Below are 26,195 nucleotides of genomic sequence, written 5' to 3'. Positions count from 1 at the left end.
CGTTGGCCTAAAGATTCGCGAGATGCTCTTCCAATCGTTTTATTTTTGCCTCAGCATCCGCTTTCTTGTTCCGTTCGTTGGCTACAATTTCCGGCTTGGCGTTCTGCACAAAGCGTTCGTTGGCGAGCTTGGCATTCACAGCTTTCAGGAACCCATTAAGGTAGTCAATTTCTTTGGTAATACGTTCCCGTTCGGCATCGGCATCGATGCTTTGGGCGAGGCTTACATAAAATTCGTCTTTGCCCACCAAAAAGCTGGTGGATCCGGCCTGCTTGCCATCGGCAAAACTAACGGCTGACACGTTTGCCATTTTCTGGATGCTTTCGGCATAGCGCTTGAAATCGATACCGGATGAAGCATGGATCGCCAGCGGCAAGGGGGTTTTTGGCGAGATTTGTTTCGCATTGCGGAGGTTGCGGATTTCGGATATAACCTGTTGCAATACCGCGAAGTCGCTTAACGTTGGCTCGTCAAAAACGCCTGCTGTGGGATATTCCGCTATCATGCAGCAGTCTTGTTCGGAGCGTTCGCCAAAAAGTTCGTCGTGCCACAATTCTTCGCTGATGAATGGCATGAACGGATGGATAAGCTTCAGCACAGCTTCAAAGAATCCTTTGGTCGCCTCGAAGGTTTCCTTGGCGATGGGCTGCTGGTATGCCGGTTTCACCAATTCGAGGTACCACGAGCAGAAATCATCCCATACGAACTTATAGGTGGCCATGAGCGCATCGGATATGCGATAGCTGGTAAAGTGGTCTTCAATTTCGGCGATAGCTTGGTTGAAGCGGTGACCAAACCAACTGGCCGCTTCGTGCTGCGCAGAAGAAGCGGGGATGGCTGCGACTTCCCAACCTTTTACCAACCGGAATGCATTCCAGATTTTGTTAGCAAAGTTACGGCCCTGCTCGCAATACGCCACGTCAAACATCAGGTCATTACCCGCAGGAGAGGAGAGCAGCATGCCCACGCGTACCCCATCGGTACCATATTGGGCCATTAACTCGATGGGATCCGGCGAATTGCCCAGCGACTTGGACATTTTGCGGCCCAGCTTATCGCGGACAATACCTGTAAGGTATACATTTTTAAAAGGCGGCTGACCCCTATATTCATGGCCAAAGATGATCATGCGGGCCACCCAGAAAAACAGGATTTCGGGAGCCGTCACCAAGTCGCTGGTCGGGTAGTAATAGCGGATGTCTGCATTGTCCGGATGGCGTGTGCCATCGAATACCGACATTGGCCAGAGGCCTGAAGAAAACCACGTATCCAGCACATCTTCTTCCTGCCGGATACCTTCGGTAGATTTGCCTTCTGCCTCGAAAAGCGCCCGGGCTTCTGCCTCGGTCTTGGCTACGACCCACTCGTTCTGGGTGTTGTACCATGCCGGAATGCGTTGGCCCCACCACAGCTGGCGGCTGATGGTCCAGTCCTTGATGTTTTCCATCCAGTGGCGGTAGGTGCTGATGAATTTGTCGGGGATGAGCTTCACTTCGCCATTAACCACGTAGTCAAGCGCCGGTTTGGCCAGTTCCTGCATCCGGCAAAACCACTGCATCGAAAGCTTCGGCTCAATGGCTGCATCGGTGCGCTCGGAAAAGCCTACTTGCGACTTATAAGGTTCTGTCTTTTCGAGCTGCCCGGCTTCTTCCAGCAACTTGGCCACCGATTTGCGGGCTTTGAAGCGATCTTCGCCCACCAGCAGTTGTGCTTTATCGTTGAGTGTGCCATCGTCATTCAGGATGTCGATGACCTCCAGGTTGTGCTTCTGGCCAAGTTCGTAATCATTCAAATCATGGGCTGGCGTTACTTTGAGGCAACCGGTACCAAACTCCATGTCTACATACTCATCTTCGATGATGGGTATTTCGCGGTTGATGAGTGGCACCAATGCCGTCTTGCCTTTGAGATGGGCATACCTTGGGTCGTTGGGATTGATGCATACGGCGGTGTCGGCCATGATGGTTTCCGGACGCGTGGTAGCAATGGTGAGGTAAGAGGGGGTATCCCCGGTGCCCTTCACGGCATAGCGCACGTAGTAAAGCGTTTGGTTGACCTCCTTTCGGATGACCTCCTCATCGGAGAGTGCAGTGCGCCCCTGTGGATCCCAGTTGACCATCCGCACACCCCGGTAGATGTAGCCCTTCCGGTATAGCCGGATAAACGTGTCAATGACGGCATCTGACAGATCGGGTTCCATGGTGAATTTCGTGCGCTCCCAATCACATGATGCGCCGAGTTTTTCCAATTGCTTGAGGATGATGCCACCGTATTTTTCCTTCCACTCCCAAGCATGTTCAAGGAATTGTTCGCGGGTAAGGTCTTTCTTGTTGATACCTTGTTCTTTAAGCATGGCCACGACCTTGGCTTCCGTGGCGATAGAAGCATGGTCCGTACCCGGTACCCAGCACGCGTTTTTGCCCTGCATGCGAGCACGCCGGATGAGCACATCCTGTATGGTATTGTTGAGCATATGCCCCATATGGAGCACGCCGGTGACATTAGGAGGGGGCATCACGATGGTGTACGGCTCGCGATCGTCCGGGATGGAGCGGAAAAAACCTTTTTCCATCCAATAGGTATACCATTTATCTTCGGCTTCCTTCGGGTTGTATGTCTTCGATATGCTCATGGAATCGTCTGCATTTTTAAGGGACGCAAACTTAGCCAAAGTTAAGGTTTAAAGCAAATACTATGATTGCGGGCTTGCCCTTTTTGGTTGGCCGTTATACGAGAAGTATTATTAATTTTGCCACGCAAAATATCAATAGATGGGATACGTATTGCTTAGCGTCATTTGCAGTGTCACGGTTTCTGTCATCCTAAAGCTGGCGAGGCGTTACCAGGTGGATACGGTTCAGATCATTGTTTGGAATTATCCCGTTGCCGTGTTGTGTGCCTGGTTTTTTCTCCGGCCGGAGTGGTCGCTTGCCCTGCTTGCCGACGCCCCTTTTGTGTTGTATGGCACATTGGCTGTATTGCTGCCGGGGATTTTCGTTGCCTTGGGTGCTTCCATTCGCTATGCAGGCATTGTGCGTACCGAAATAGCCCAGCGCCTTTCCTTATTCATCGCATTAATGGCCGCTTTTCTGCTGTTTGGCGAGCGCACGCAGCCTACAAAGCTCATCGGCGTGGCCATCGGTATCGGGGGAATATTATGCAGCATCGGGTGGCATAAGGGCAGAAACCAATTTGGGCTCAATCACCGGGTATGGCTATATCCCGTACTTGTATTCTTAGGTTATGGGGTTGTTGATATTTTATTCAAGCAGGTTGCCCAGCATGCTGAAGTGCCTTATACGGCATCCATGCTCCTTGTTTTTACGCTTGCGATGGTGGTGGCACTTGTATACCTGGCCTATCACATCTTGGGCAAAAGAAAACCGTTTTCCGCCCATGCCGTGTTTTGGGGGATGGTGCTGGGCGGGTTCAACTTTGCGAATATCTTGTTTTACATGAAAGCACATCGGGCATTGCCCGAGAATCCGTCCATCGTGTTTACGGGCATGAATGTGGGAGTCATCGCCCTGGGTGCACTCATCGGTATTTTCCTTTTCAATGAAAAATTATCATTTATTAATAAAATTGGGATAATTTTGGCCGTTATATCCGTTTTTATCATTGCCTATTCGTGAATCTGTTTGACGATACGTACAAGACCATTGCCAATCCGGCGGAGGGGATGTTCAAAGACAAGGGCAGCAAGTTTATCGCTTATGCCTACCCGTTGCGCAGCGAGGCTTCGGTGAAGGAGTTGGTTGCTTCCCTGAAATCCCAGCATCCCAAGGCACGTCACCACTGTTGGGCTTATCGCCTCACACCTGATCGTTCGGTATACCGCATTAACGATGATGGTGAGCCGTCAGGTACCGCTGGCCGTCCCATGCTCAATACGCTGCTCTCTTATGACGTGACCAACGTCCTTGTGGTGGTGGTGCGCTATTTTGGCGGTACGCTGCTCGGTGTGCCGGGATTGATAAACGCGTATAAGACCGCTACGCAGGTAGCCTTGGATGCCGCTGCAATCGTGGAGCAGATGGTTAAGGACATCTACCGCGTATCGTTTGGCTATGAGCAGATGAACGAGGTGATGCGCATCGTGAAGGAAGAAGATATCGGCGTGTTACGGCAGGACTTCGACAACCGTTGCACGATGGAACTAGAAATTCGGCAACGGCTGGTGGAAAAGGTACTGGGCCGGCTGGAAAAGATAGACCATGCAACTGCCGTATACCTTGCAACGGTGTAAATGCCATTAACGCATTCCCCAACGGGTATTCGGCTCACTACCCATCACCAATTCCAGCTGGCCACCTGCAATGATATCCTGGTGTGAGATCCAGCATCTTTCATATGGAAGGCCATTGAGCTTGGCCGATTGGATGTACCGGTTGGCGGGAGAATTGCCTTGCGCGATGATCTCAAATTTCCGGGGATTGGCACTATCACCCACAGTAAAAGAAACCCGGTCAAATAATGGCGCGGTGATCTCGTAGCGATTATCCCCTGGACATACCATGTGGATGCCACTAGATGCCAGCACATACCAGGCAGACATCTGGCCGACGTCTTCGTTGCCCACCAGGCCTTCCACCGAATTGCGGTAGGCGTTTTCACAAATAATGCGCGACCATTGTTGGGTCAGCCACGGTGCTCCCAGCCGGTTGAATAGGAAAGGTACCTGATGTACGGGCTCATTGGCGTGGTTGTAATAATCATTCCAGCCGAAGTCCTGCGGCGTACGCTCAAAAAAGTCGACCAAATCGGCGACCACCTTGTCCCGTCCGCCCAAAAGTTGCACCAGGCCATCGATATCATGTGGGACAAACCATCCCTGTTGGTAGGAATTGCCCTCTACGGTGGGTTGCGCGATGCGGCCACCGTCGGGCCAATCTTGCCAGCTGCCATCTTCGGTTCTGTTCCTGAACCATCCCATATCTGGATCAAAGTTATTCCGGTAGCTTTGGGCCCGCCGTGCGTAGCGATCGGCATCATCCGGATGCCCCAGGCTATTGGCCAGTTGGGCGAGGCACCATTCGGAATATGCATGCTCTAATGTATAGGAGATGCCACCCGAGTGGCCACGCTCACCGTTTCCGAATTTTTCTACCGTATTGCGGGCGTAGCGATATGCACGCTGCACATCAAAATCCCTTATTCCCTTGTTGTACGCGTCTACCACTACAGACACGGCAGGGTTCCCGAGCATGCATCCGCTGTAGGCATTCAAAAATTCCCAGCGTTCCAGGTATTCGCTGCCATTTTCGTCAGCGAGCGTAACAAGCGAATTAATCATGTCGCTGACTACCTTAGGATTGATGATGCTCTGGAGCGGAAATTGGCTTCGGAATACATCCCAGCCACTGAAAATCGTCCGTTTGGTAAAATGGTTGTTCTGGTGGATATTCCCGTCTCCTCCGGGATAAGCCCCGTCTACGTCAGCCATTTCCCTTGGATCGATCAACGTATGGTAGAGCGCGGTATAAAAAACCGTGCGCTGCTCTTCCGTACCTCCCGTGATGTGTACCTTGCTCAACGCAGCATTCCAAAGGCGTAGGGCATTTTGCCTGGTGCGGTCGAAATCCCAATCCGGTATTTCCTGCTGTAGGTTTTGCTTTGCACCATCCATGCTTACAAACGAAATGCCTACTTTCATCAGCACCGACTCCCGATCTTCCGTTTCAAATTCAGTATAGAAGCCCAGGTGCTTACCCTGTATTTCATTCCGATATGGCAACCGTTCGGCTTGGAGAATCAAGCTGTCGTAGGCGGCACGTTCAATATCCTGCAGTTTTCTCCTGCGGTCTTCCGGTATTGGAGCACTCCATACGCCATATTGACGCAACGGCTTGCTGAACTGCGCGTAGAAGTAGACGGTATAGTCGGCTTTTCCATCCCCGTTGCCCCATCCGCCACCGTCGGGCGTGCATTTCATCCATCCCGTGATGCTATGCCCGTCCACTACGCGGACATACTGGGACGTCGCAGTACCACCTACGCGGCGGGCCAGATCAATCTGTATGCGTGACGTATCCTGTTTGGGGAAGGTGAAGCGTAGGATACCGCTATGGGCGGCGGCGGTGGCCTCTACCCGGGTGTCGTAGTCGGTGAGCGTTGCTGCGTAGTAGCCTGCCTCAGCTTTTTCAGTGGCCTTGTCATAGCGTGATCGGTAGCCGCTGCCAAGCTTGGGGTGCCGCCCGGCGACAATGTGCAGCGGTCCGGTAGTGGGCGTCACCAGGAAATTACCCAAATCGCCATACCAGCCCACCCCGCTCATCTGCGTAAATGCAAATCCTTCGATGAAGGAATGTTCATCACTGTAGCCGCTGCCATTGTCGCCGCCGGTGATGGTATTGGGGCTGAGCTGTACCAAGCCGAATGGCGTAGTAGCTCCGGGGAATGTTTTTCCCAACCCGTGGTATATGCCGGCCGCATCAGCACTGGTGCTTGCCCCGATAAAAGGATTGACATAAGCTGCAGGCGATTTCTGCCCGTAGCTAATCGGCAAGGGAAATCCCAATAACCAACAGATGACAAATCGGAAAATGCGATGCATGGGTATATATTTGATTTTTTGACCTGGACAAGGTAGGTAATATTTATATTGACACCAAATGGAAGCATGCAGAAGAAGCATAGTTGAAATTTGTAAAGCGTGTGTTCATTCGATACCTTTGAAAACGGATAGCCTGATATACCGATGCGGGCTGTTCGGAAATATAAAGTATGTAAGCATGTTCACAAGAAGCGCCAAAGTCGGTGTCGTTCAAGCCACCCCCATATTATTCAATATTGAGCAAAGCGTATCGTTGGTGGTCCAATGGATTGAATCTGCAAAAAAAGAAGGCTGTGAGCTACTGCTGTTCCCCGAATCGTTCATACCCGCTTATCCCCGGGGCATTTCCTATGATGCGGTTGTAGGCAGGCGTACAGAAAGAGGCCGGGCACTTTGGTTGGACTATTGGAAAAATAGTATGGAGGGCTCGTCCGACTATGTAAAGCAAATCGGCGAAGCAGCAAAAGCTGCAGCGATGTTTGTCGCTTTGGGTGTCACCGAAAGGGAATCGATTGGGGGAAGCCTCTATTGCAGCCTATTTTATTTTGGCCCTGATGGAACTTTTTTGGGCAAGCACCGCAAGCTCAAGCCCACGGGGCTGGAACGTTTTGTGTGGGCGGAGGGAGACGGCACCACATTGGCAACGTATGACACGGGAATTGGTCGCGTTGGGGGATTGATATGCTGGGAGAACTACATGCCTTTGGCACGGATGGCTATGTATAGCAAAGGAGTGGATATATACCTGGCACCAACAGCGGATGCCAGGCCATCCTGGCAATCTACGCTTCAGCATATCGCTTTAGAAGGCCGCTGTTTTGTGCTGGCCAGCAACCAATATGTGAGAAAATCGGACTATCCGGATCGATACCAGGAATTCTTGGCTGATGAGCCGGAAATTATGAGCGCTGGCGGAAGTGTAATCATAGCGCCTTCAGGAGAAATACTCAATGGACCATTGTGGAATGCAGAAGGATTGCTGACAGCTGATCTCGATTTCGATTTACTGGCCAAAATGAAATTGGATTTTGATGTCGTGGGCCATTATGCAAGAAATGACGTGTTTTCATTTGGAGCGACGGGACAGCCGGATACGAAGAATATTAAAGCCTTATAATGGATAATACGGCTTTCGAGAAAAATAGGCAATGTAAGGCAGAACGGATGCAAACAATTGAAATAGCGATAATAAGTGATATTCACGCAAATATTATAGCACTTGAGGAAGCCTTTGATGACATTCGTAAAAAAGGAATCACACAGGTTTACTGTTTGGGTGATTTGGTCGATTTTGCACCGTGGGGCAATGAGGTCATTGCACGTATTCGGGATCGGGGAATACCTTGCATCCTCGGTAACCATGATGAACGTATCGCATATGATCAGCCTATCATTCCGCTTGCGCATCACGATTCCATAGAAACTGCGCATCGGGAGCTTGCTATTAGATTTTCCAAAAACACGATTACCGACGACAATAAAAAATGGCTGGCGGAACTTCCTTTTCAACTCGAATTGACATTTAAGTTGGGGGAACAGCTGAAGCGTATTTTGCTGGTACACGCGAGCCCAAGGAGTAATGACGAATATGTTTTTGAATCGGATCCGAAAGAGGGTCTGCTGGATATGTTGGGTGGTAACAAGGTAGACGCCATTGTGATGGGGCATACGCATTTTTCCTATGTCCAGCATTATGCAGGAGTGCTTTTTGTAAATTGTGGCTCTGTTGGCCGAAGTAAAGAAAAGGACCGTAAAGCAGCATACGCCATGCTTACCATATCGGCTGATGGCATAAGCGCTGAAATCTGCAAGGTGGATTATCCAATTACTGAGGTTGCCAATGCCATTTACGAAAGTAACATTCCAGACTTCTATGGAGACTTTTTATTGCTGAAATGAATTTGGCGCGTTTTGAACAACGTTGCAAATATGTACTATGCCTTAATTTGGCTGGTGATAAAAGCTGAAGGAACAGGCAACAAGAAAAACATTTATATGGCTACTAAATCCTTATTGATCGTACTCCTCGCTGCCTTCTTTTCAACCAGCATACTAGCACAAGAAGCGGGCGATATACCAAATGGTGTGCTTGCAAATCGGGTTTCAATTGCTCCGAGGAATGTTTTAAGCATGTTTCGCCAAGCTGGAATGGATCCCGTAAACCATGAACTCACGGAAAGCGAAAAAGAAAAAGTTGAAAAAGCCTTTGCTACCTTACCCCCCTTGCATCAAAAAATCCTAAAAGAGCATTTGCTGAGCATCAGTTTTATGGATAACATGCCCAATACAGCACTTACTTCCCCAGTAGCAACTACAAGCGCGACAAAAATGTTTAACATTACTTTTCGCGCCGGAATTCTTAGTGAGACCATTTCGGAATGGGCTACCTGGAAAGAAAATACTTGTTTTGAACGTTCTACAGATCCTGAATTTGAAATTAGCATAGACGCGGGTGAATTAGACGCTATTCAATATGTCCTGCTTCATGAGGCTACACACGTAGTGGATGCTGTTTTAACGATTACGCCGCATCCCAATGATAGTGAGGAACTGGTTGACCCTACTCCGTTTACCAAAAATATTTGGTATACGATGAATGTGCCGACTGAAGCGTTCATTAATCCGTTATTGGAAAAAACACGCTTCCGCAGTGGCAACACGGTCGCTATATCGTCAGCACCGGAAATATATGGCGCGCTCCAAGAAACACCCTTTGTCTCACTGTACGGAATGGCATCTTGGTTTGAAGATATTGCCGAACTGGTGACAATCTACCACCTCACGGATAAATTGGACCAGCCCTTCCGCATTTCGGTTAGAAAGCATAATAGGGAAGTGGCAAGTTTTGAGCCGATGAAAAATAAACTGGTAAAGAAAAGGCTAAAACAAATCAAAACCTTTTATTAGGTGAAAATGTCCGAATCGGGCAAGTGACTGCTCGTTTCCGAACAGTAACGAAAGCCGGATGGATTGGAGATAATATGCAATCATTTGTTTCATGCGTAAGACAAGATATCACACCTCATTTGCCACCTTTGCAAACTTATTCCTGTACTCGATTGGTGTAAGCCCTGTAATCTTTTTGAAGGTATCCCGAAAGGCTTTCGTATCCGTATAACCTACATCAAACATGATTTCCGTTACATTCCTTCTTGATGCTTCAAAAAATTTTTTGGCGGCTTCTATCCGTACCCGTTGTATATATTCTATGGGGGTATTGTTGGTCGCCTCTTTGAATTTCCGTTCAAAAGTTCTACGGCCTGTATTAATCAACGTGGCTAACGTTTCTATGGATAGTTTATCACCATAGTGTTCTTCAATGTAGTCCTGTACTTTTTGAATATCATCATCACCATGATTCCGTTGACCTTTGAATATCGCGAACTGGGATTGGCTGTCTCTCCCGATATCCAATGCAAAGTATTTTGAAATCATTACAGCTGTTTCTCTATCCGCAAACTTTTCGACCAGGTATAATATTAAATTCCACAAACTGCTTGCCCCACCGCTGCTGTAGATATTATCGTGTTCGGTTATTATCGCTCCATCTTCCACTTCCACATCCGGGTATCTTTCTCTAAACTCATTGATGTGCGCCCAATGTGTCGAGCATTTTTTGCCATTGAGCAAACCCGTTTCAGCTAAAAGAAAAGCGCCGACACACAAGCTGGCAAGACTTGAACCTTTTTCGTGCAATTTTTTAAAATAAGGTATCGCTTCGGCATTGGCCTGAATCCCTTTGGCCGTATCGCCAAACGTAGGCGGTATGATCAGTAAGTCCGTTTCAGTAACATCTTTGAGCAACCTATCGGTCTTTATGATATACTCGCCATTGTTAGCGGGTACATAGGCTTGCAGGCCCACATACTCAACCTTGAAAATGGGCTTTTTACCAAATGTGGTTAAAAACTCGTTGGCGGTATGAAAGGTTCTGAATGGCGGTGTAACGGCCTCAATGACACCATACTCAGGTACAAAGACAGAAATCTGCATATCAATTATTGGTTATTAGACCGCAAGGTAAAAATAGTTTGTCATAATTTACCCCTAAGATTGTCATTTTCACAACCGCCGTAAGCCGGTACCTCATCGTAATTTTGAATTGTAAAATTCATAGACAGCACGAACAATGGCACAAGTAACAAGAATTACGGTAGAAGCAACGGTGAATGCGCCCGTGACAAACGTTTGGAAGGCTTGGAATACACCAAGCGATATTATTCATTGGAACACGCCTGATCCCAGCTGGCACACCCCAAGCAGTGCAAACGATCTGCGCATAGGCGGTAAGTTTAAGAACAGGATGGAAGCCAAAGATGGCAGTTTCGGAATCAACTAATTCATAAACCATTTAACAATTAATAACATGAAGAAGAATAAAATTATCTTTTGGGTGGCAACAACCATCATTATCCTTTGGGAAGGTGTCATGCCGCTTAGCACCCTATTGTTTTCGCCAGCGTATGCGACTGTAGGTACAGAACCGTTGGGCTATCCCGATTACTTTGCTTATGCGCTTATTATCGCTAAAGTGCTCGGCGTAATAGCGATATCCATTCCAAAAATATCAACTAAGCTAACCGAATGGGCATATGCAGGGCTCACCTTTAGTTTAATCTTTGCATTCATCAGTCATGCCTGTGTAGATCAAAACATCGGGTATATGCTGCTGCCACTGGTGGTGTTGGGCATTCTGGCCGTTTCTTACGTGTATAACCGTAAAATCCAGACAAATGGCTAAGACGGATTATCAAAGCATTGATCAGTATCACCAGGCATTTAGCGGTGAATCGTTAGCGCGGATGCAAATCATCCGAAAAATCATTCACGAAGTGGTACCGGATGCCGAGGAAAGCATCAGCTATCAGATCCCTTGCTTTAAGTACAAAGGCTATTTGATATACTACTGCGCATTTCCGAGGCACATCTCCTTGTCGCATCCCTATAGCGATGCATTTTGGGAACACTTCAAAGCTGATTTAGCGGGATATAAAACCAGCAAATCGGTTATCCAGGTTCCAACCGACGAACCGCTGCCGGAAGGGCTCATTAAAAAAATCATCACCTTCAGGAAAAAGGAGAATGAGGAAAAGGCTAACAGTAGCAGAAAATAAACGAATTAATCACAAGTAAATTTTAATCTCATGGAAAGTAATTCAGTTTCATTGCACCGGGTGATCAAAGCAAGTCCGGAAAAGGTATTCCGGGCATTTGCGGATCCTTTAGCCCAATCAACCTGGCTGCCGCCTTACGGCTTTATCTGCACCGTCCAGCAAATGGATTTTAAGGTAGGGGGTAAGTACCACATGAAGTTTATTAATTTCAGTACCGGTAATGGGCATTCTTTTGGTGGATCGTACCTGGATATAAAACCCAATGAATTGATCACATACACCGATACGTTTGACGATCCTAATTTACCCGGGGAAATGACAACAACCATCCGGTTGAAGGGGGTTTCATGCGGCACCGAACTTACCGTGGTACAGGAGGGGATTCCTGTAGTAATACCGGCAGAAATGTGTTATTTAGGCTGGCAGGAGTCGCTGGAGAAGTTGATAAAGCTGGTAGAGCCTGAAATTCCTGATGCGTAATTTAGCTGCGATGAATGATCCTGGTCGTGGTAAATTTGTGAGTGCGATCTTCATTACATTTCCCGGCAATTGCAGGAAAGCACTCACCTATTACCAAACCTGCTTTGGCGGTACATTGCACTTTGAAACGTTTGAAAAGGAATTAGCAGGTTATACGGAAACGCCTGTTGTCAGTGGGTCGCTTGTTTCCGATAGCATAACTATCCACGGTTCGGATCTCGTACACGACGAAGGGAGAACACTTGGGAATTACCTGGCTATTTTTCTTCATTGTAAAAATACGGATGATCGGCAAACGCTTATTAAAAAACTGGGACTTAATAAACAGCATCTTTTTGTCAAGCATGGCGATGACCAAAAACTGGTTGAGTTGACCGATGCTTTTGATGTGAGGTGGGTGTTGGGTGTTTAGCAACAGTTGCTGGTCAACGAACCATTTGCTGGCCGTTGAATTAAACGACAAGGGCCCCGACGCAAGTCAGGGCCTTTGTCGCTCACTTTGGGTTTTTAACACCATAATGGGTTAGCCATTTAGCTTTTATTTCTGCACGGGCATTGATGAATTCCAGGTCTGTGCCCCCTGCAATTGCATCAAGCGGATAACGCAACGGACGTGTTCCATCAGGCATTTGTATCAGTTTCAAAATACCGTCTGCTATGGTTTGCGGATTCATGTTAAATTCCTGCATTTTTGCGAGCAAACCACCGCCAAATTGCGCGTTAAGCTGTTCGGAAGCTATTGGGTCATAGGCTTTGATGATTTCTTCTTTGTCAGCGTGAAGCCCGGGTTTACTTCCATCACTCATTTCTGTGGGGTAAACTCCCGGCTGAATGGACACGTTTTCAATACTGAATTGTTTTAATTCATCTTGTAAGCCTTCAGTAATGCTTTCAACGCTAAATTTTGTTGCCAAGTAGGGAATCATAAAAGGAAGCGTGTGCCCGCTTGCGCCTGACGTTACATTGATAACCAAACCGCTTTTTTGCTGCCGCATACTTGGTAAAACGGCTTGATAGGTGCGCAATACACTATAGAAATTGACTTCAAATAACTGACGGATGCGGTCAATGGAAAATGCTTCCAATAATCCGAAGCCTATTACGCCTGCATTATTGACAAGTACATCTATTTTACCATGTTTTTTAAGCGCCTGTTCAATTGCAGTAGAAACCGAAACATCATCGGCTACATCCATATCAACAACTTCTACATGAGGCAATGCGGCCAATTCTTTTGCAACTTTTTCGTTTGTGCCTTTCGTGTTGCGCATACCCGCTATTACAGTATATCCTGCTTTGGATAAAGTGATAGCTGTTAATTTCCCAAATCCGGTACTTGTTCCGGTAATAAAAACTACTTTCATCTTCTTTTAATTTATTATTTTGAACCAATCAGTTCATTTTTGTTTAAAATTTTTTGCCATTACCACGGAAGCACTTCATCTTTAAAATAAAATCCTCCCGTTGGACCGTCATCACCTAATAGTGCGTATTGAATACTTGTTTCGCTACCTTGCTGTAAATCTAAGTTCGCATTTGCGCCACCCATATCACTTCTTACCCAGCCAGGGTGTATAGAATTGACCTTGACCTGCGTATCTCTTAACGCGTATGCCAAATGGGTTGTGAACATATTTAAGGCCGCCTTGCTGCTGTCATAAGCCAATACTTTCCCATCATACACCGCATTGCCGGGCGTTGCGTTGAGTGAAAGAGAACCCCTAACGCTCGACACATTAACAATCCGGCCAGCAGGAGATTTTTTTACAAGCGGAAGCAAGGTTTGGGTTAGCGAAACCGTGCCAAAAAAATTAATAGCAAACGTATCTTTAAGAATTTTTGCATCAAGTGATGCGACATTGTTGCTCACTGATGAGGAAGAACTCGTGCTTTCTAACCATACTGCGGCATTATTGATCAGCATATCGAGTTTGCCAAACTTTTGCAAGATGTAATGATATGCCTTTTGGTGGTCTTCGGTTTTAGATAAATCAAATACCAACAAATCAGCAGAAATACCCTCGCTTCGGAGTATATCCAGAGCGGTTTTGCCTTGCGATTGTTTCCGTACGCCAAGAACTACGTGAACTCCCTTTTTCCCCAATCCTTTGGCTGTTTCCAATCCTATTCCTTTTCCTGCCCCTGTAATAAAGGCGACTTTTTGTGTGGTTGTCATCGTCAAAAAATTTTATTGTTTATATTTCTGCTTTTATCAATTTCTTGGCAATGAGTTCGCCATTTTTTCCTGTTTCAATTCTTGCTGTCTGCATATTCGTTATTTATTTTTATGAACCGATTGGTTCAATTTTAATTAAAAAAATTTACTGCCTCAAAAAACCCTTCAATTCATTCGCCAAACCTTTAACCAATTTCTTGTTACCATAGATAATATAAGATTGACGAAAACCCGGAAAGGAATTAAATATAAAATGGGACATTGTTTCCGCATCTCTTTCCTTTCTGATTTGTCCCAATGTTTGTGCTTCTATAATTAATGATTTTATCAGGCCTATTGTTTTACTATTGCCCGCTTTAATAACAGCATGTGCCTCTTTGTCCTGTGCTGCCACTTCAAAAGTAGTTTTTATACCTAAACAAGAATTTTCTCGTTCTATGCTTACCATTGCTATCTTGTCAATAATACTGTCTATTTTTTCAAGCGGGGTATCTTTTTTATTTAAAGCTGAGGCATAATCGTTTTCTACAATTTTGCCATAGGCTTTGAGCGATGCTATAAAAAGAGAATGTTTGTCTTTGAAGCTATTATATAGGCTGCTTTTATTGAGTTTCATAGCTTCCGTTAAATCAGATAAGGAAGCGCCGGTATAGCCCTTATTCCAAAACACATTCATTGCTTTGGTGACTTTTTCTTCTGGTATGAATTCAATGTTTCTTGCCATACTATTTGCAAAGATAAGGATATTCTGAACTTTTCGGTTCAATTTTTTTTATAATCAAAAATAATCACATTGATACCTTGAATAAACTATCAAAATGCACTTTTAAAGAATGCAGATGGGCGAATGGCAAATGATGATTCCAGACCAGCAATCCTTCGTGGCGGAAATGCAGGTGGTGCAGAAAGTCTGTGCCTGCAAAAGCCATTGACAATTGCTTAATGCTCACCGAAGGATCAAGGAAGCCGAAGATATCTTGCAATTGGATCTCACCATCCAACGAGCAAACCAGTAAAAAGTGAAACTAAGTAGTTTTCTAAAGTATCCTATGCGGGTAGAATGGGCCCGCCCGCATAGGGTACTGATTTATGACGCTTCAACGGTATCTTTTTCTTTTACAGAGCGCAGGATCCGGGCAGCTTCCACCATATTTTCAAGAGCCGCTGTGGCTTCTCCCCAGGTTCGTGTCTTCAACCCGCAGTCAGGGTTCACCCATAGCTGTTCCGCGGGGATGACCGCCTTCGCCTTTTCCAGCAGGAAAAGGATTTCCTCCACCGGGGGTATCCTGGGCGAATGGATGTCGTACACACCGGGGCCGATGTCGTTGGGGTATTTGAAGTCCGCGAAGACATCAAGCAATTCCATCTGGGAGCGGGACGTCTCGATGGTGATGACGTCTGCGTCCATCCGGGCAATGTCCCCGATGATATCATTGAACTCGGAGTAGCACATGTGGGTATGGATCTGCGTCTCGTCCCGCACGCCGCTCGACGATAGTTTGAAAGCCTGCACCGCACGGTCGAGGTACAGCTGCTGGTCCGCTTTGCGCAGCGGCAATCCCTCACGGAAAGCGGGCTCGTCGATCTGGATGATTTTTATCCCTGCCCGCTCCAGCGCCACCACTTCATCGCGTATGGCCAGCGCAATCTGGAAAAGCGTGTCATGCCGGGGCTGGTCGTTGCGGACGAACGACCATTGCAGCATGGTGACCGGCCCGGTGAGCATGCCCTTGACGGGCCGGGGGGTGAGCGACTGTGAATAGGACGACCAATAGACGGACATATCCTCCGGCCGGCTTACGTCGCCATACAGGATAGGCGGTTTGACGCAGCGCGACCCGTAGCTCTGCACCCATCCGTATCCAGTGAATGCATAGCCCCTTAGCTGCTCACCGAAATACTCCACCATGTCGTTGCGCTCGAATTCTCCGTGTACAGGCACGTCGATTCCCGTCTGTTCCTGCCACCGGATGGTTTTTTCGATCTCCTGTTTGATAAGCGTATCGTATTCCGCCCCGCTGAGTTCCCCTTTTTTTAGCCGTGCCCGCCAGCTGCGCACTTCCCCGGTCTGCGGAAAAGAGCCGATGGTCGTGGTCGGGAAGTCGGGCAGGCCAAGGTTGACCTGCTGTTTCGGTTTCCGCCCGGTGAATGGAGTCGGGCGCGTGCTGTCCGCCTCGGTGATCCCCTGTACGCGCTGCTTGACCGCATGGCGGTGGATGAGCCGGGAACCTGCCCGTGCCTGCTGCGAACGCCGGTTGGCAGCTAGCCGGGCATCTATGTCCGTATCCCCACTTCCGTCGGCCAGCTTGCCCAAGTCGGATACTTCCGCCAGTTTCTGCTTGGCAAACGCCAGCCAATCCTTGATTCCGGGCGGAAGGGTTTTTTCGTCCGTTTCCAGATCGAGATCGCACGGCACATGCAGCAGCGAGCAGGAGGGGGCTATCCATACGCGGTCTTTCCCAAGGACATTAAGGGCATCCCGGATGATCAGCAGCGATTTTTCATAGTCATTTTTCCAGATGTTGCGGCCATCCACCACGCCTAATGACAGGATGAGGTCGTGCGGTACCTTGGGCAGTAGTTGGTACAGCTCGCCTTCGCCCCTCACCAGGTCGATGTGCAGCGCTTGCACCGGCAGGTTGAGCGCGGTATTGGCGTTGTCGCCAAGCCCTTCGAAATAGGTGGCCACGATGAGTTTCAGTCCAGCCGCCTGTTCGGCCAGCGCGCGGTAAGCCTTGCGGTAAGCCTGTCTGGAGCGCTTATCGAGATCCAGCGCCAGGCACGGCTCGTCCAACTGCACGTATTCCGCTCCCAGCTTCTTCAGCCGCTGCAGTACCTCACCGTATACGGGGAGTAGGCTGTCAAGCAGGTCGAGCCGGTGGAACCCGCCTTCCTTCTCCTTGCCCAGCAGCAGGAAACTGAGCGGTCCCAGCAGTACGGGTTTGGTCTGGATGCCCAGTTGCTTCGCCTCGTAAAACTCGTCCATCACCTTTTCGGAAAACAGGCCGAACTGCTGGCCTTTGGTGAACTCCGGAACAAGGTAGTGGTAGTTGGTGTCAAACCATTTGGTCATCTCCATAGCAGTGATGTCCTTGCCATCCCGTTGGTATCCGCGGGCCATGGCAAAATACAGGTCGAGTTCCCGTTCCGGCCCCTTGCCCTCCACTAACTGATGGTAGCGAGGCGGGATTGCCCCGACCATCAGCGAAGTATCCAGCACCTGATCATAAAACGAAAAATCGCCGGATGGGATCAGGTCAATGCCGGCATCCCGTTGCAGGAGCCAGTTTTCCCTCCTGATTCCCTTCCCCGCCGCGATTAATTCCTCCCGGCTGATTTTTCCGGCCCAGTAGGCTTCGTTGCTCTTCTTGAGCTGTCTCAGGTTCCCGATGCGCGGGTAACCCAGGTTGTTTGTACGCAACATATCCGATATATTTAATTGTCATTTGTCTCCTGCAGTTTTATGGCCCCGTGTAATTGTATTTCCGCGCGGTTTTCATCTTTGCCGTTCAGGAAGACGGTTCCCTTTATGGTAATCGGCTCCTCGCCGAACGTGAGTTTTGTGTTATCGGCCATGGTGATTTCAGCCATCGGGGGGATGCCATTCTGTCCGCAGAACATGCACTGGTAAACAGGCAATACGGATAGCAGGAAGACATTGTGGCGGCGCCTCGGTTCGATGGGCACCATATAACCCTTTAACGTAACGGTCTTTCCGTCGAGCCGCTTCAGCGACTCGGGAAAATGCGGTGTATAGATGGTCTGGCCATCTTTGTGTGTTACCTTATACATCAATTCATCAAATGTTTCCCATACCGCATTCATCAAAGGTTTATGGTCGACCAGATGGTTCGGATCCGCCTCCTGCGCGCGGACGGTCAATGATGACAGTATCACGACGCACGCCGGAAACAGCATATTACGGAATCTATACACAAAACTTAAAACCATCTGATCTGATTTTCCTCATTCAACCTGAATGCAATACGGCAAAGGTAATGCATAGTTTTTTCAATTGCAACTTTGTTGCTTTTGTTATTTTATATGTATAACTTTGACTGACTAAAACGTGATGATATGATACCACAGGATTTTGAAAGCTGGAAAGATTGCATCGAGCGGCATTGCCGGATACCGCTGACCGCCGCTTTCGCGCGGCAACGGCTGGCGGTTTACAATAACTGCGAGCTGCCCGAAACACGTGAATTCGTCAGGCTCTACGGAGAGGAACACCGCTCGCGCATGGTCGATTGGTTCAGCCGGATTGCCCTCGAACGGATACGCTGAACAATTAGGATGCACGGAAATTAAATAACGAAACAACTGTAAAAACAAGAAAATCTATGGGAGCAAAAAAACTGCCTGTAACCGTATTGAGTGGGTTCCTCGGAGCAGGGAAGACCACACTTTTAAACCATGTACTGCACAATAAGGAAAACCTCAAGGTCGCCGTCATCGTCAACGACATGAGCGAGGTGAACATCGACGCGCAGCTGGTGGAACGGGAGAACACGCTGTCGCGCACGGACGAAAAGCTGGTAGAAATGAGCAACGGCTGCATCTGCTGTACGCTGCGGGAAGACCTCATGGTAGAGGTGGAGCGGCTGGCAAAGGAAGGCCGATTTGATTACCTGTTGATCGAAAGCACGGGGATCTCCGAACCGGTACCCGTGGCGCAGACCTTCAGTTACATCGATGAAAATAACGGTATCGACTTGTCGCGTTTCAGTTACATCGACACGATGGTGACCGTTGTGGACTGCTACAATTTCTTCCGGGATTTCGGCACGGACGAGACGCTGGTAGATCGGTCGCTTACGGACGATGAGTACGATACCCGTACGATCGTGAACCTGCTGACCGACCAGATTGAGTTCGCCAATGTGATTGTGCTGAACAAGACGGATCTGGTATCTGATGAGACGGCGGGCACGCTGGAAGCGACCATCCGGAAACTGAACCCCGATGCAAAAATCATCCGTTCCCATTTCGGGAAGGTGGATACGAAAGCGATCATGGGTACAGAACTTTTCGATTTCGAAAAGGCGTCATCTTCCGCCGGTTGGATCAGGGAACTGGAGAACGAACACACGCCTGAGACTGAGGAATACGGCATATCATCGTTTGTATTCCGTACACAGCGACCCTTCCATCCGCAGCGTTGGTACCGGTATCTCAACGAGTATTACCCAATCGGGGTGATACGCGCTAAGGGTTTATTTTGGATGGCGTCCAGGCCGACTATGGCAATCAGTTTCAGCCAGGCGGGAGGTAGCCTGCGCATCGAGAGCGCGGGGGCATGGTGGTGCAGCATCCCCGAAGCGGAGCGTTTCCGCTATGCCGACTACCTCGAACACCGGGATTCCATCGAAAGCCGTTGGCATCCGCAGTGGGCCGACCGGAAGACGGAACTGGTCTTTATTGGCCAGAACCTCGACAAGGAAAAACACCTGCGCGATTTGGAAAAATGCCTACTGACGGAAGAAGAGGCGGAGGACTGGCGCTATACGCTGTGGAAGGATGAGTTCCCGGAAAACATATAATTACGATATCATATAAAATAGGAAACACAGGAAAATATGAAACGCAGGGATTTTTTCAGGAATTCAGCTTTGGCGGCGGGCACGGCGCTGGCCGGCCCCATGGATCTGTTCGGTAAACCGATCGTCGGCCCAAGACAGGCAGATAGGGCCAAAAACATTATCTTCATGGTCAGCGACGGAATGAGCCTCGGGACGCTGACGATGGCGGACGAATTAAGGTTCCGTAAAGAGGGGTTCCAAAGCCACTGGATGTCCCTGTACAGGGGCGGGTTGGCAAAACGGGCGGTGATGGAAACAGCCTCGGCCAGCTCGCTGGTCACCGATTCGGCGGCGGCGAGCTCCTCCTGGGGTGGGGGGCGGCGTGTAGCCAACGGGTCGCTCAACGTCAATGCCGACGGTTCGTTCAACAAACCCATCTGGCAGAAATTCAAGGCTGCAGGTAAAGCTGTCGGCTGCGTGACCACCGTACCGATTACCCATGCGACGCCGGCCGGGTTCTGCGTGAACAGCAACAGCCGCGATGACCAGCCCCGGATCGCAGAAACGTACCTCGACCTGCGGTTCGACGTGATGATGGGCGGCGGAACGGAATTCTTCGATGGAGGCCAGCGCAAGGATAAAACCGACCTTTTTGGGAAGTTCATCGAGCGTGGTTTCGATGTGGTGCGTGACCGGGATGGGCTGCTTTCGGCCGACCCGGCCGGGATTGCACCGCTGCTGGGCGTTTTCCACGGGGATGGGTTACCTTTTGCCCTTGACCGGGACAGCGACCCGGAACTGCGGCGGCGCATACCCTCCCTTGCGGAGATGACATCCACCGCGCTGAAAAGGTTATCCGCAAACAGCGAGGGGTTTGCGCTGCAGGTGGAGGGGGGCAAGGTAGACTGGGCGGCCCATGCAAACGATGCCCCGGCCCTGCTTTACGATCAGCTCGCCTTTGACGATGCCGTCGCCGCTGCTATCGATTTTGCAGACCGGGACGGGAATACCCTGATCATCATCACCACGGATCATGGGAACGCCAATCCCGGATTGTTTTATGGCAGTAAAGCGGATGCGAACTTTGACCGCCTGCAGACCGCGAGGCATACCAATCACTGGGTGCTTAACGGGATCACGCCGCGGTCTACGGTGGCCCAGGTCATTGAGCGCATCGAGGCGGCGTGCGGTGTGGCCATCCAGCCGGAAGACGCAGGCGAGCTGCTCAAACACTACCGGGGAGCGGATGAAGCGGGCCTTTACAATCCGAGGAACCTTCCGTTCAGGGCATTGGCGGGCATGCTGGAACGCCATCTCTCCGTGGGCTGGGGCAGCATGGACCACTCCGGGGATTTCGTCGAACTGGCGATGTACGGTTCCGGCAGCGGGGAACTGATGCCATTCGTAAGAAACTTTGAACTGCACGATTACATGCTCCGGGCAACCGGAGTATTGACAACCGTTTAGGAATATGGCTACAACACAATCACTGACAAGGAAACTGGCCATCCTGCCCATCCGGGCATACCAGCTCATGGTTTCCCCGCTGTTCCCGCCGTCATGCCGCCATATTCCCACCTGCTCGCAGTACATGGTGGAAGCCATCGCCGAATGGGGCGCACTCAAAGGTGTATCGATAGGGATGAAAAGGCTTGCCCATTGTCACCCCTGGGGAACATCGGGCTACGACCCAGTACCCCGGAAACTCCTGGTGCCGGAAACCCTGGAAGAGACGGACGGACTGGACCTCCAGTTTGAAAAAAGGGGCGGGCTGATCCCGGTAGCCATCCAGGAGTTCTCCACCGGCCAGATACTCATGCAGGCGTATACCAATCGGGAGGCATTTGATTACACGCTTGCCCACGGGAAAGCGGCCTTCTGGAGCACCTCCCGCAATGAGCTATGGATAAAAGGTGCCACCTCGGGAAATACGCTATCGGTGGACCGCATCCTCGTAGACTGCGATCAGGATGCCCTGGTGTACCAGGTTACCCTCCGGGGGGAGGGCGTCTGTCATACCATCGGCAGGGACGGCAGGAACCGAAAGGCCTGCTTTTACAGGGATTATGACAGCGATACGGGAAAATGGAGATTCATCAGGGGCATGGAATAACGCCCCAAAAACTAAAAGAGATGCAAGAAGAAACCGAACAACTGCTGGTGGACGAGATGGGGGATGCCCATATCATGACCTCCATTGATACACCCCTGCGGCCCGATGCATTTGACAAGCCGGACGAGGAGAAAATAGCGAACATCGCCCGCCATTTTGCGGCCATCATGGAGGAACTTGGCCTTGACCTGACGGACGATAGCCTAAGGGGTACGCCCCACCGCGTGGCGAAGATGTACGTGAGGGAACTTTTCCGGGGACTGGATCCTGCGAACAGGCCGAACTTGTCGGTGTTCGAAAACAAATACGGATACGGCAGGATGCTCGTCGAGAAGGACATCGACGTGTCATCCGCCTGCGAACACCATTTCCTGCCGATTATCGGGCGGGCACATGTGGGCTACATTGCGGGCGAAAAAGTCATCGGCCTGTCCAAGATCAACCGCATTGTGGAGTACTATTCCCGCCGGCCGCAGGTACAGGAGCGGCTGACGCTCCAGGTATTCAATGAACTAAAACGGGCACTCTCCACCGAAAACGTGATAGTCGTGGTGGAAGCCGAGCACCTGTGCGTTTCCGCGCGCGGCATACGCGATCCGCACAGCAGGACGACGACACTGGAATACGGTGGGTTATTTGCGGACCAGAAATTACGGGATGAATTCCTAAGGATGGTTTAAAAAAAAGCGCCATGGAAGATTTAGCGAAATTGCTCAGGGATCATGGGCTGAAGGCGACCCGGCTCCGGCTTATGATACTTAAAATTCTCATGGGTTCGCGGAAATCCTTTTCCGTTCCCGAATTGGGATCACGGTTCCGTTATCAGGAGGATCGGGTGACCATCTACCGCGTACTGGGTGATTTCCATTCGCATGGCCTGATCGAAAGGTTCGTGGACATCGACGGCATAGGACGTTACATATACCATCCAGAATGTTCGGCATTGCATCCTCATTTCCGGTGCCGGAATTGCGGGACGGTGCAGGGTTTGCCCGAGTTGCCGGAATCCTACATGGCAACCATGCGGGATTGCCTTGTCGAGGATGCGGTTCTGTTGTTTTCAGGAACCTGCAATGACTGTCTGCGGCGCGCTTCCGATAAGGCTATCAACCGTGTGCCATAAAAACCTGAACGGATGGAAGAAATTGAAAAATACGTCAAAGCCGAATACCCGGGAGAGGAATCGCATTCCATCCTGCACACCGAAGCATTTAGAAACCTTTGATACACCATGCACACGATATCCGATAAATACCCCATTCATATACACAATTCACTGACGAGGAAAAAGGAACCGTTCGTTCCCCTGCATTCCGGCAGGGTGGGCATGTACGTGTGCGGTCCCACGGTCTATGGGGAGCCGCACCTCGGCCATGGCCGCTCGGCCATCGCCTTTGATACCATCTTCCGGTATTTCACCTTCCTGGGCTACAACGTGCGCTATGTTCGGAACATCACCGATGTGGGGCACCTTGAGGATGAGGTGAACGAGCGCGGGGAAGACAAGATCGCCCGCCGCGCACGGATCGAGCAACTGGAACCGATGGAGGTGGCGCAGCATTATACCAACGTGTACCGGGATACCATGCGTCAGCTGGGTGTACGGCCCCCGTCCATCGAACCGCAGGCATCCGGGCATATCCCGGACCAGATTTCCATAATTTCCCGGATAATCGACCGGGGGTTCGCCTATGTGAGCGATGGATCCGTTTATTTCGATGTGCACCGCTATGCGGCGGAATACCCCTACGGTGAACTTTCGGGGCGGTCGCTTGGCGGGCAGATCTCCGGGACGAGGGATCTGGAAGGGGGCGACGGAAAGAAGAACGCGGAGGACTTTGCCCTGTGGAAGAGCGCGGAGCCTTCCCACATCATGCAATGGGATTCTCCCTGGGGTCGCGGTTTCCCGGGCTGGCACATCGAGTGCACGGCCATGAGCATCAAGTACCTCGGCCTGCCGTTTGATATCCACGGCGGGGGCATGGATCTCCGGTTCCCGCACCACGAGGCGGAAATCGCGCAGGCGAAAGCCGCCTATGGCAAGGCTCCAGTACGTTACTGGATACACAATAACATGGTCACCCTGGAGGGACAGAAAATGGCAAAATCCAAAGGCAATTTCATTTCCCTTGGTCAGCTGTTCTCCGGTGACCACCCACTGCTGGAAAAAGCTTACAGACCCCTGGCGGTGCGGATGTTCATGCTCCAGGCCCATTACGGCAATGAGCTTGATTTCTCGAACAAAGGCCTTGGGGCTGCAGAATCGGGACTGGAAAGGCTCAACGGATACCTGCGTATGCTCGATGAAATGGAGCAGCTCCCGTTGGGTAAGCCGGACATGTCGCTGGACATGCAGGTCGATTTCCAGTGCGATGCATGTTATGCGGCCATGGGAGACGATTTCAATACGGCCAAGGCGATAGCCGTGCTTTTCACGCTTGGCAAGGCAATCCAATGGATCCGGGCAAACTTTGTGGCAATTCCGCTGAATGCCGGAACGTGGCAGAAAGCGTTGCTGACCTTCCGGGGTTTCATGGATGAGGTACTTGGTATAGTGGATAGACAGGAATCAGCGGAAACCGACAGAACAGGGGAGCTGCTTGGTCTGTTAGGAGAACTCAGGTCGAGGGCGAGGGAGGAACGGAATTACTCACTTTCCGATTATATCCGTGACAGGCTCATCAAACTCGGCATTACGGTGAATGATCCGGCACCGGATAAGACTACCATAAAAATGGAGGACAGCCATGGATAAGCACAATAAGAACCCGACTGGAAGCGATACCCGGCCGGTAACCATCCTCACCGGGTATCTCGGCGCAGGAAAAACAACGTTTCTAAATAGTTTGATGGCGGCGAACCCGGACACACGTTACGCGATCATAGAAAACGAGATCGGCGAAACGGGCATCGATGGGCAGCTGATTACCCGCCGGCCCGACGACTTCATCGAGCTGGAGAACGGTTGCCTGTGCTGCTCACTCAACGGCAGCCTTTATGATGCCATCGAACAGATGCATAGGCAGCGGGACGGGTTCGACGAACTCATCATCGAATGCACCGGACTGGCCATGCCGGGAGCCGTAGCGGAACCATTCATTTCGCATCCGGTCATCAAGTCCGTTTTCCCGCTGAAACGGATGGTCTGTCTGGTGGACGCCGAAATCATTGAGGACCAGTTGGAGGACAGGGACGAAGCCATGCGGCAGGTCACGGCGAGCGATGTGATCGTCATCAACAAAACCGACCTGGTACATGCCGGTCATGTAGAATCGTTGGAACAACGGCTGGCACGCCTCAATCCCTTTGCTCAAGTATTTGTCGGGCAGGCCGGGAGTTTTCCGATGGACCGGATCGGGCAGGTATTCTACAAACCGGCGCCTATGGTCTTCCACGTAAGCCCCAACCCGGGTAAGGGTGATACGGACAGGACACTCGGCCGGCATACCGGTCACCATCGGCACGGCGATGTTTCTTCCCAATCGTTTGAAATTACAGAAGAACTGGATATCGTCAAGCTGTTCCTCACCCTGTATTCGTTTTTCATGGTGCATGGGGATACCGTCTACCGGATGAAGGGGGTGCTTTACGAGCGGATTCCGGGCAAAACCAAGCGCACGTTCGTCCAATCCGTCGGCGGGCGGCTGGGTATCGAGGACGGCCCGCCGTGGGGGAGAGAAGAGGTACCCTCCAACCGCCTTGTGTTTATAGGCAAGGGCCTTGATGACCTGGACATCGAAACGATGCTGCATGCTTGCCTGCCGCAGCAGGACAAAACGGCATCCAGCCTGCAAAAAAAGGAAACGGAGGCCGGCATATGATCTACGTGACCCGGCGCGAACGGTTCAGCGCTGCCCATTTCATGTACAATAAAGCGCTTTCAAGGGAAGAGAACATGCGGCTGTACGGTAAATGTGCAGGCATCCATGGACACAATTATGAACTGTTTGTCACGGTCTCGGGGGAAATAAACCCGGAGACGGGCTACCTAATCGATCTTGGCATCCTGGGCCATATTATAAGGGAACACGTGGTGGACCTGCTGGACCATCGCAACCTCAATGAAAACGTGGCATTTCTGGAAGGGCTGCCGACCTCGACGGAAGTACTGGCGGGGGAGATCTTCCACCAACTGGAGGCCTTGGTAGCGGCTGCAGGGATAAGCCTGCACAAGGTTAAGTTGGTGGAGACCAAAAACAACTATACGGAGTATGGGGGTGATACATGGCAATGA

The 26,195-nt window shown here is 50.2% G+C and carries 28 protein-coding genes; 19 read left to right on the top strand and 9 right to left on the bottom strand.

The genetic code is table 11. The features are described from left to right. Window positions 1-7 precede the first annotated feature (7 nt). Window positions 8-2,632 carry a valine--tRNA ligase gene (locus BMW65_RS05070; RefSeq protein ID WP_090603308.1) on the bottom strand — a complete coding sequence of 875 codons (2,625 nt, stop codon included), beginning with the start codon at window positions 2,630-2,632 and terminating at the stop codon, window positions 8-10. A gap of 139 nt (window positions 2,633-2,771) precedes the next feature. Between BMW65_RS05070 and BMW65_RS05065 the strand changes: the two genes are divergently transcribed. Both BMW65_RS05065 and BMW65_RS05060 read left to right on the top strand, forming a co-directional pair. Further along, window positions 2,772-3,635: a transporter gene (locus tag BMW65_RS05065; RefSeq protein WP_090603306.1), complete on the top strand. Its 864-nt coding sequence runs from the start codon at window positions 2,772-2,774 to the stop codon at window positions 3,633-3,635. Beyond that, a complete protein-coding gene (locus BMW65_RS05060; RefSeq protein ID WP_090603304.1) occupies window positions 3,632-4,249 on the top strand; it encodes an IMPACT family protein in 618 nt (205 codons plus the stop codon). The genes BMW65_RS05065 and BMW65_RS05060 overlap by 4 nt, the downstream gene beginning before the upstream one ends. Window positions 4,250-4,255: 6 nt before the next feature. On the opposite strand, the gene BMW65_RS05055 is transcribed toward BMW65_RS05060, so the two are convergent. Further along, complete coding sequence (locus BMW65_RS05055) at window positions 4,256-6,556, bottom strand: GH92 family glycosyl hydrolase (RefSeq protein ID WP_090603303.1); 2,301 nt, start codon at window positions 6,554-6,556, stop codon at window positions 4,256-4,258. Window positions 6,557-6,734: 178 nt separating this feature from the next. On the opposite strand from BMW65_RS05055, the gene BMW65_RS05050 reads away from it, so the two are divergent. The 3 genes from BMW65_RS05050 to BMW65_RS05040 are packed head-to-tail and all read left to right on the top strand — an operon-like array spanning window position 6,735 to window position 9,463. Continuing rightward, window positions 6,735-7,673, top strand: coding sequence for a carbon-nitrogen hydrolase family protein (locus tag BMW65_RS05050; RefSeq protein WP_090604241.1), 939 nt, complete (start codon window positions 6,735-6,737; stop codon window positions 7,671-7,673). Then, window positions 7,673-8,455 carry a metallophosphoesterase family protein gene (locus BMW65_RS05045; protein WP_245747504.1) on the top strand — a complete coding sequence of 261 codons (783 nt, stop codon included), beginning with the start codon at window positions 7,673-7,675 and terminating at the stop codon, window positions 8,453-8,455. Before BMW65_RS05050 ends, BMW65_RS05045 begins: the two co-directional genes overlap by 1 nt. A 12-nt stretch (window positions 8,456-8,467) precedes the next feature. Beyond that, window positions 8,468-9,463 (top strand): hypothetical protein, encoded by a 996-nt coding sequence (locus tag BMW65_RS05040; protein ID WP_218145348.1) that lies wholly within the window; start codon window positions 8,468-8,470, stop codon window positions 9,461-9,463. Window positions 9,464-9,571: 108 nt separating this feature from the next. On the opposite strand, the gene BMW65_RS05035 is transcribed toward BMW65_RS05040, so the two are convergent. After that, complete coding sequence (locus BMW65_RS05035; protein ID WP_090603301.1) at window positions 9,572-10,549, bottom strand: GlxA family transcriptional regulator; 978 nt, start codon at window positions 10,547-10,549, stop codon at window positions 9,572-9,574. Window positions 10,550-10,685: 136 nt separating this feature from the next. Here BMW65_RS05035 and BMW65_RS05030 point away from each other — a divergent pair, with 136 nt between their 5' ends. Genes BMW65_RS05030 through BMW65_RS05010 form a run of 5 tightly spaced genes read left to right on the top strand, consistent with a single transcriptional unit; the run spans window position 10,686 to window position 12,562 of the window. Next, window positions 10,686-10,895 carry an SRPBCC domain-containing protein gene (locus BMW65_RS05030; RefSeq protein ID WP_245747503.1) on the top strand — a complete coding sequence of 70 codons (210 nt, stop codon included), beginning with the start codon at window positions 10,686-10,688 and terminating at the stop codon, window positions 10,893-10,895. Window positions 10,896-10,922: 27 nt separating this feature from the next. Further along, window positions 10,923-11,297 carry a DoxX family protein gene (locus BMW65_RS05025; RefSeq protein ID WP_090603299.1) on the top strand — a complete coding sequence of 125 codons (375 nt, stop codon included), beginning with the start codon at window positions 10,923-10,925 and terminating at the stop codon, window positions 11,295-11,297. Beyond that, window positions 11,290-11,670, top strand: coding sequence for an iron chaperone (locus tag BMW65_RS05020; RefSeq protein WP_090603298.1), 381 nt, complete (start codon window positions 11,290-11,292; stop codon window positions 11,668-11,670). The genes BMW65_RS05025 and BMW65_RS05020 overlap by 8 nt, the downstream gene beginning before the upstream one ends. Window positions 11,671-11,700: 30 nt before the next feature. Then, on the top strand, window positions 11,701-12,150 hold the full coding sequence (locus BMW65_RS05015) for an SRPBCC family protein (RefSeq protein ID WP_090603296.1): 450 nt from the start codon (window positions 11,701-11,703) through the stop codon (window positions 12,148-12,150). Then, the gene (locus BMW65_RS05010) at window positions 12,143-12,562 is read left to right on the top strand and encodes a VOC family protein (RefSeq protein WP_090603294.1); all 420 of its coding nucleotides are present in this window, start codon (window positions 12,143-12,145) and stop codon (window positions 12,560-12,562) included. The genes BMW65_RS05015 and BMW65_RS05010 overlap by 8 nt, the downstream gene beginning before the upstream one ends. 82 nt (window positions 12,563-12,644) lie before the next feature. On the opposite strand, the gene BMW65_RS05005 is transcribed toward BMW65_RS05010, so the two are convergent. From BMW65_RS05005 to BMW65_RS04980, 6 genes are all read right to left on the bottom strand, one after another. After that, window positions 12,645-13,514, bottom strand: a complete 870-nt coding sequence (locus tag BMW65_RS05005; protein WP_090603293.1) for an SDR family NAD(P)-dependent oxidoreductase — start codon at window positions 13,512-13,514, stop codon at window positions 12,645-12,647. Window positions 13,515-13,573: 59 nt separating this feature from the next. Further along, window positions 13,574-14,326 (bottom strand): SDR family oxidoreductase, encoded by a 753-nt coding sequence (locus BMW65_RS05000; protein ID WP_090603291.1) that lies wholly within the window; start codon window positions 14,324-14,326, stop codon window positions 13,574-13,576. Window positions 14,327-14,471: 145 nt separating this feature from the next. Continuing rightward, window positions 14,472-15,050, bottom strand: a complete 579-nt coding sequence (locus BMW65_RS04995; protein ID WP_090603289.1) for a TetR/AcrR family transcriptional regulator — start codon at window positions 15,048-15,050, stop codon at window positions 14,472-14,474. Between the two features lie 64 nt (window positions 15,051-15,114). Beyond that, on the bottom strand, window positions 15,115-15,327 hold the full coding sequence (locus tag BMW65_RS04990) for a DUF3526 domain-containing protein (RefSeq protein ID WP_090603288.1): 213 nt from the start codon (window positions 15,325-15,327) through the stop codon (window positions 15,115-15,117). Window positions 15,328-15,413: 86 nt separating this feature from the next. Further along, window positions 15,414-17,750 carry a 5-methyltetrahydropteroyltriglutamate--homocysteine S-methyltransferase gene (metE, locus tag BMW65_RS04985; protein WP_090603286.1) on the bottom strand — a complete coding sequence of 779 codons (2,337 nt, stop codon included), beginning with the start codon at window positions 17,748-17,750 and terminating at the stop codon, window positions 15,414-15,416. A gap of 11 nt (window positions 17,751-17,761) precedes the next feature. Further along, entirely contained in the window at window positions 17,762-18,277 is a 516-nt protein-coding gene (locus BMW65_RS04980) for a hypothetical protein (protein ID WP_177181005.1), read from the bottom strand. 126 nt (window positions 18,278-18,403) lie between these two features. Between BMW65_RS04980 and BMW65_RS04975 the strand changes: the two genes are divergently transcribed. The 9 genes from BMW65_RS04975 (at window position 18,404) to BMW65_RS04935 (ending at window position 26,195) form a co-directional block, all read left to right on the top strand. After that, window positions 18,404-18,613, top strand: a complete 210-nt coding sequence (locus BMW65_RS04975; RefSeq protein WP_090603283.1) for a hypothetical protein — start codon at window positions 18,404-18,406, stop codon at window positions 18,611-18,613. Window positions 18,614-18,669: 56 nt separating this feature from the next. Next, window positions 18,670-19,869 carry a GTP-binding protein gene (locus BMW65_RS04970; RefSeq protein WP_090603281.1) on the top strand — a complete coding sequence of 400 codons (1,200 nt, stop codon included), beginning with the start codon at window positions 18,670-18,672 and terminating at the stop codon, window positions 19,867-19,869. 36 nt (window positions 19,870-19,905) lie between these two features. Beyond that, entirely contained in the window at window positions 19,906-21,315 is a 1,410-nt protein-coding gene (locus tag BMW65_RS04965) for an alkaline phosphatase (protein ID WP_090603279.1), read from the top strand. A 4-nt stretch (window positions 21,316-21,319) separates the two neighbouring features. Continuing rightward, window positions 21,320-21,961 (top strand): membrane protein insertion efficiency factor YidD, encoded by a 642-nt coding sequence (gene yidD, locus BMW65_RS04960; RefSeq protein WP_218145347.1) that lies wholly within the window; start codon window positions 21,320-21,322, stop codon window positions 21,959-21,961. Between the two features lie 20 nt (window positions 21,962-21,981). Beyond that, entirely contained in the window at window positions 21,982-22,641 is a 660-nt protein-coding gene (gene folE, locus BMW65_RS04955) for a GTP cyclohydrolase I FolE (RefSeq protein ID WP_090604234.1), read from the top strand. Window positions 22,642-22,652: 11 nt separating this feature from the next. Beyond that, on the top strand, window positions 22,653-23,084 hold the full coding sequence (locus BMW65_RS04950; protein ID WP_090603278.1) for a Fur family transcriptional regulator: 432 nt from the start codon (window positions 22,653-22,655) through the stop codon (window positions 23,082-23,084). A 108-nt stretch (window positions 23,085-23,192) separates the two neighbouring features. Then, window positions 23,193-24,716, top strand: coding sequence for a cysteine--tRNA ligase (gene cysS, locus BMW65_RS04945; protein ID WP_090603276.1), 1,524 nt, complete (start codon window positions 23,193-23,195; stop codon window positions 24,714-24,716). Further along, window positions 24,709-25,782, top strand: coding sequence for a CobW family GTP-binding protein (locus tag BMW65_RS04940; RefSeq protein ID WP_090603274.1), 1,074 nt, complete (start codon window positions 24,709-24,711; stop codon window positions 25,780-25,782). Before cysS ends, BMW65_RS04940 begins: the two co-directional genes overlap by 8 nt. Continuing rightward, the gene (locus BMW65_RS04935) at window positions 25,779-26,195 is read left to right on the top strand and encodes a 6-pyruvoyl trahydropterin synthase family protein (RefSeq protein WP_090603273.1); all 417 of its coding nucleotides are present in this window, start codon (window positions 25,779-25,781) and stop codon (window positions 26,193-26,195) included. Before BMW65_RS04940 ends, BMW65_RS04935 begins: the two co-directional genes overlap by 4 nt.

This window comes from Parapedobacter koreensis (genome assembly GCF_900109365.1).
Taxonomy (GTDB): Bacteria; Bacteroidota; Bacteroidia; order Sphingobacteriales; family Sphingobacteriaceae; genus Parapedobacter; species Parapedobacter koreensis.
Note: the sequence above shows the minus strand (reverse complement) of the source record. Positions and strands in the feature narration are given on the sequence as shown.

Bases quoted from the DNA above. Each gene is read 5' to 3' on its own strand.
- BMW65_RS04975 (WP_090603283.1), top strand. From the start codon at position 18,404: ATGATACCACAGGATTTTGAAAGCTGGAAAGATTGCATCGAGCGGCAT.
- BMW65_RS05050 (WP_090604241.1), top strand. From the start codon at position 6,735: ATGTTCACAAGAAGCGCCAAAGTCGGTGTCGTTCAAGCCACCCCCATA.
- BMW65_RS04965 (WP_090603279.1), top strand. From the start codon at position 19,906: ATGAAACGCAGGGATTTTTTCAGGAATTCAGCTTTGGCGGCGGGCACG.
- BMW65_RS05020 (WP_090603298.1), top strand. From the start codon at position 11,290: ATGGCTAAGACGGATTATCAAAGCATTGATCAGTATCACCAGGCATTT.
- BMW65_RS04950 (WP_090603278.1), top strand. From the start codon at position 22,653: ATGGAAGATTTAGCGAAATTGCTCAGGGATCATGGGCTGAAGGCGACC.
- BMW65_RS05000 (WP_090603291.1), bottom strand. From the start codon at position 14,326: ATGACAACCACACAAAAAGTCGCCTTTATTACAGGGGCAGGAAAAGGA.
- metE (WP_090603286.1), bottom strand. From the start codon at position 17,750: ATGTTGCGTACAAACAACCTGGGTTACCCGCGCATCGGGAACCTGAGA.
- BMW65_RS05005 (WP_090603293.1), bottom strand. From the start codon at position 13,514: ATGAAAGTAGTTTTTATTACCGGAACAAGTACCGGATTTGGGAAATTA.
- BMW65_RS05035 (WP_090603301.1), bottom strand. From the start codon at position 10,549: ATGCAGATTTCTGTCTTTGTACCTGAGTATGGTGTCATTGAGGCCGTT.
- BMW65_RS05070 (WP_090603308.1), bottom strand. From the start codon at position 2,632: ATGAGCATATCGAAGACATACAACCCGAAGGAAGCCGAAGATAAATGG.
- BMW65_RS05030 (WP_245747503.1), top strand. From the start codon at position 10,686: ATGGCACAAGTAACAAGAATTACGGTAGAAGCAACGGTGAATGCGCCC.
- BMW65_RS05025 (WP_090603299.1), top strand. From the start codon at position 10,923: ATGAAGAAGAATAAAATTATCTTTTGGGTGGCAACAACCATCATTATC.
- BMW65_RS05055 (WP_090603303.1), bottom strand. From the start codon at position 6,556: ATGCATCGCATTTTCCGATTTGTCATCTGTTGGTTATTGGGATTTCCC.
- BMW65_RS04980 (WP_177181005.1), bottom strand. From the start codon at position 18,277: ATGGTTTTAAGTTTTGTGTATAGATTCCGTAATATGCTGTTTCCGGCG.
- BMW65_RS05065 (WP_090603306.1), top strand. From the start codon at position 2,772: ATGGGATACGTATTGCTTAGCGTCATTTGCAGTGTCACGGTTTCTGTC.
- folE (WP_090604234.1), top strand. From the start codon at position 21,982: ATGCAAGAAGAAACCGAACAACTGCTGGTGGACGAGATGGGGGATGCC.
- cysS (WP_090603276.1), top strand. From the start codon at position 23,193: ATGCACACGATATCCGATAAATACCCCATTCATATACACAATTCACTG.
- BMW65_RS05045 (WP_245747504.1), top strand. From the start codon at position 7,673: ATGGATAATACGGCTTTCGAGAAAAATAGGCAATGTAAGGCAGAACGG.
- BMW65_RS04940 (WP_090603274.1), top strand. From the start codon at position 24,709: ATGGATAAGCACAATAAGAACCCGACTGGAAGCGATACCCGGCCGGTA.
- yidD (WP_218145347.1), top strand. From the start codon at position 21,320: ATGGCTACAACACAATCACTGACAAGGAAACTGGCCATCCTGCCCATC.
- BMW65_RS05015 (WP_090603296.1), top strand. From the start codon at position 11,701: ATGGAAAGTAATTCAGTTTCATTGCACCGGGTGATCAAAGCAAGTCCG.
- BMW65_RS04935 (WP_090603273.1), top strand. From the start codon at position 25,779: ATGATCTACGTGACCCGGCGCGAACGGTTCAGCGCTGCCCATTTCATG.
- BMW65_RS04995 (WP_090603289.1), bottom strand. From the start codon at position 15,050: ATGGCAAGAAACATTGAATTCATACCAGAAGAAAAAGTCACCAAAGCA.
- BMW65_RS05010 (WP_090603294.1), top strand. From the start codon at position 12,143: ATGCGTAATTTAGCTGCGATGAATGATCCTGGTCGTGGTAAATTTGTG.
- BMW65_RS04970 (WP_090603281.1), top strand. From the start codon at position 18,670: ATGGGAGCAAAAAAACTGCCTGTAACCGTATTGAGTGGGTTCCTCGGA.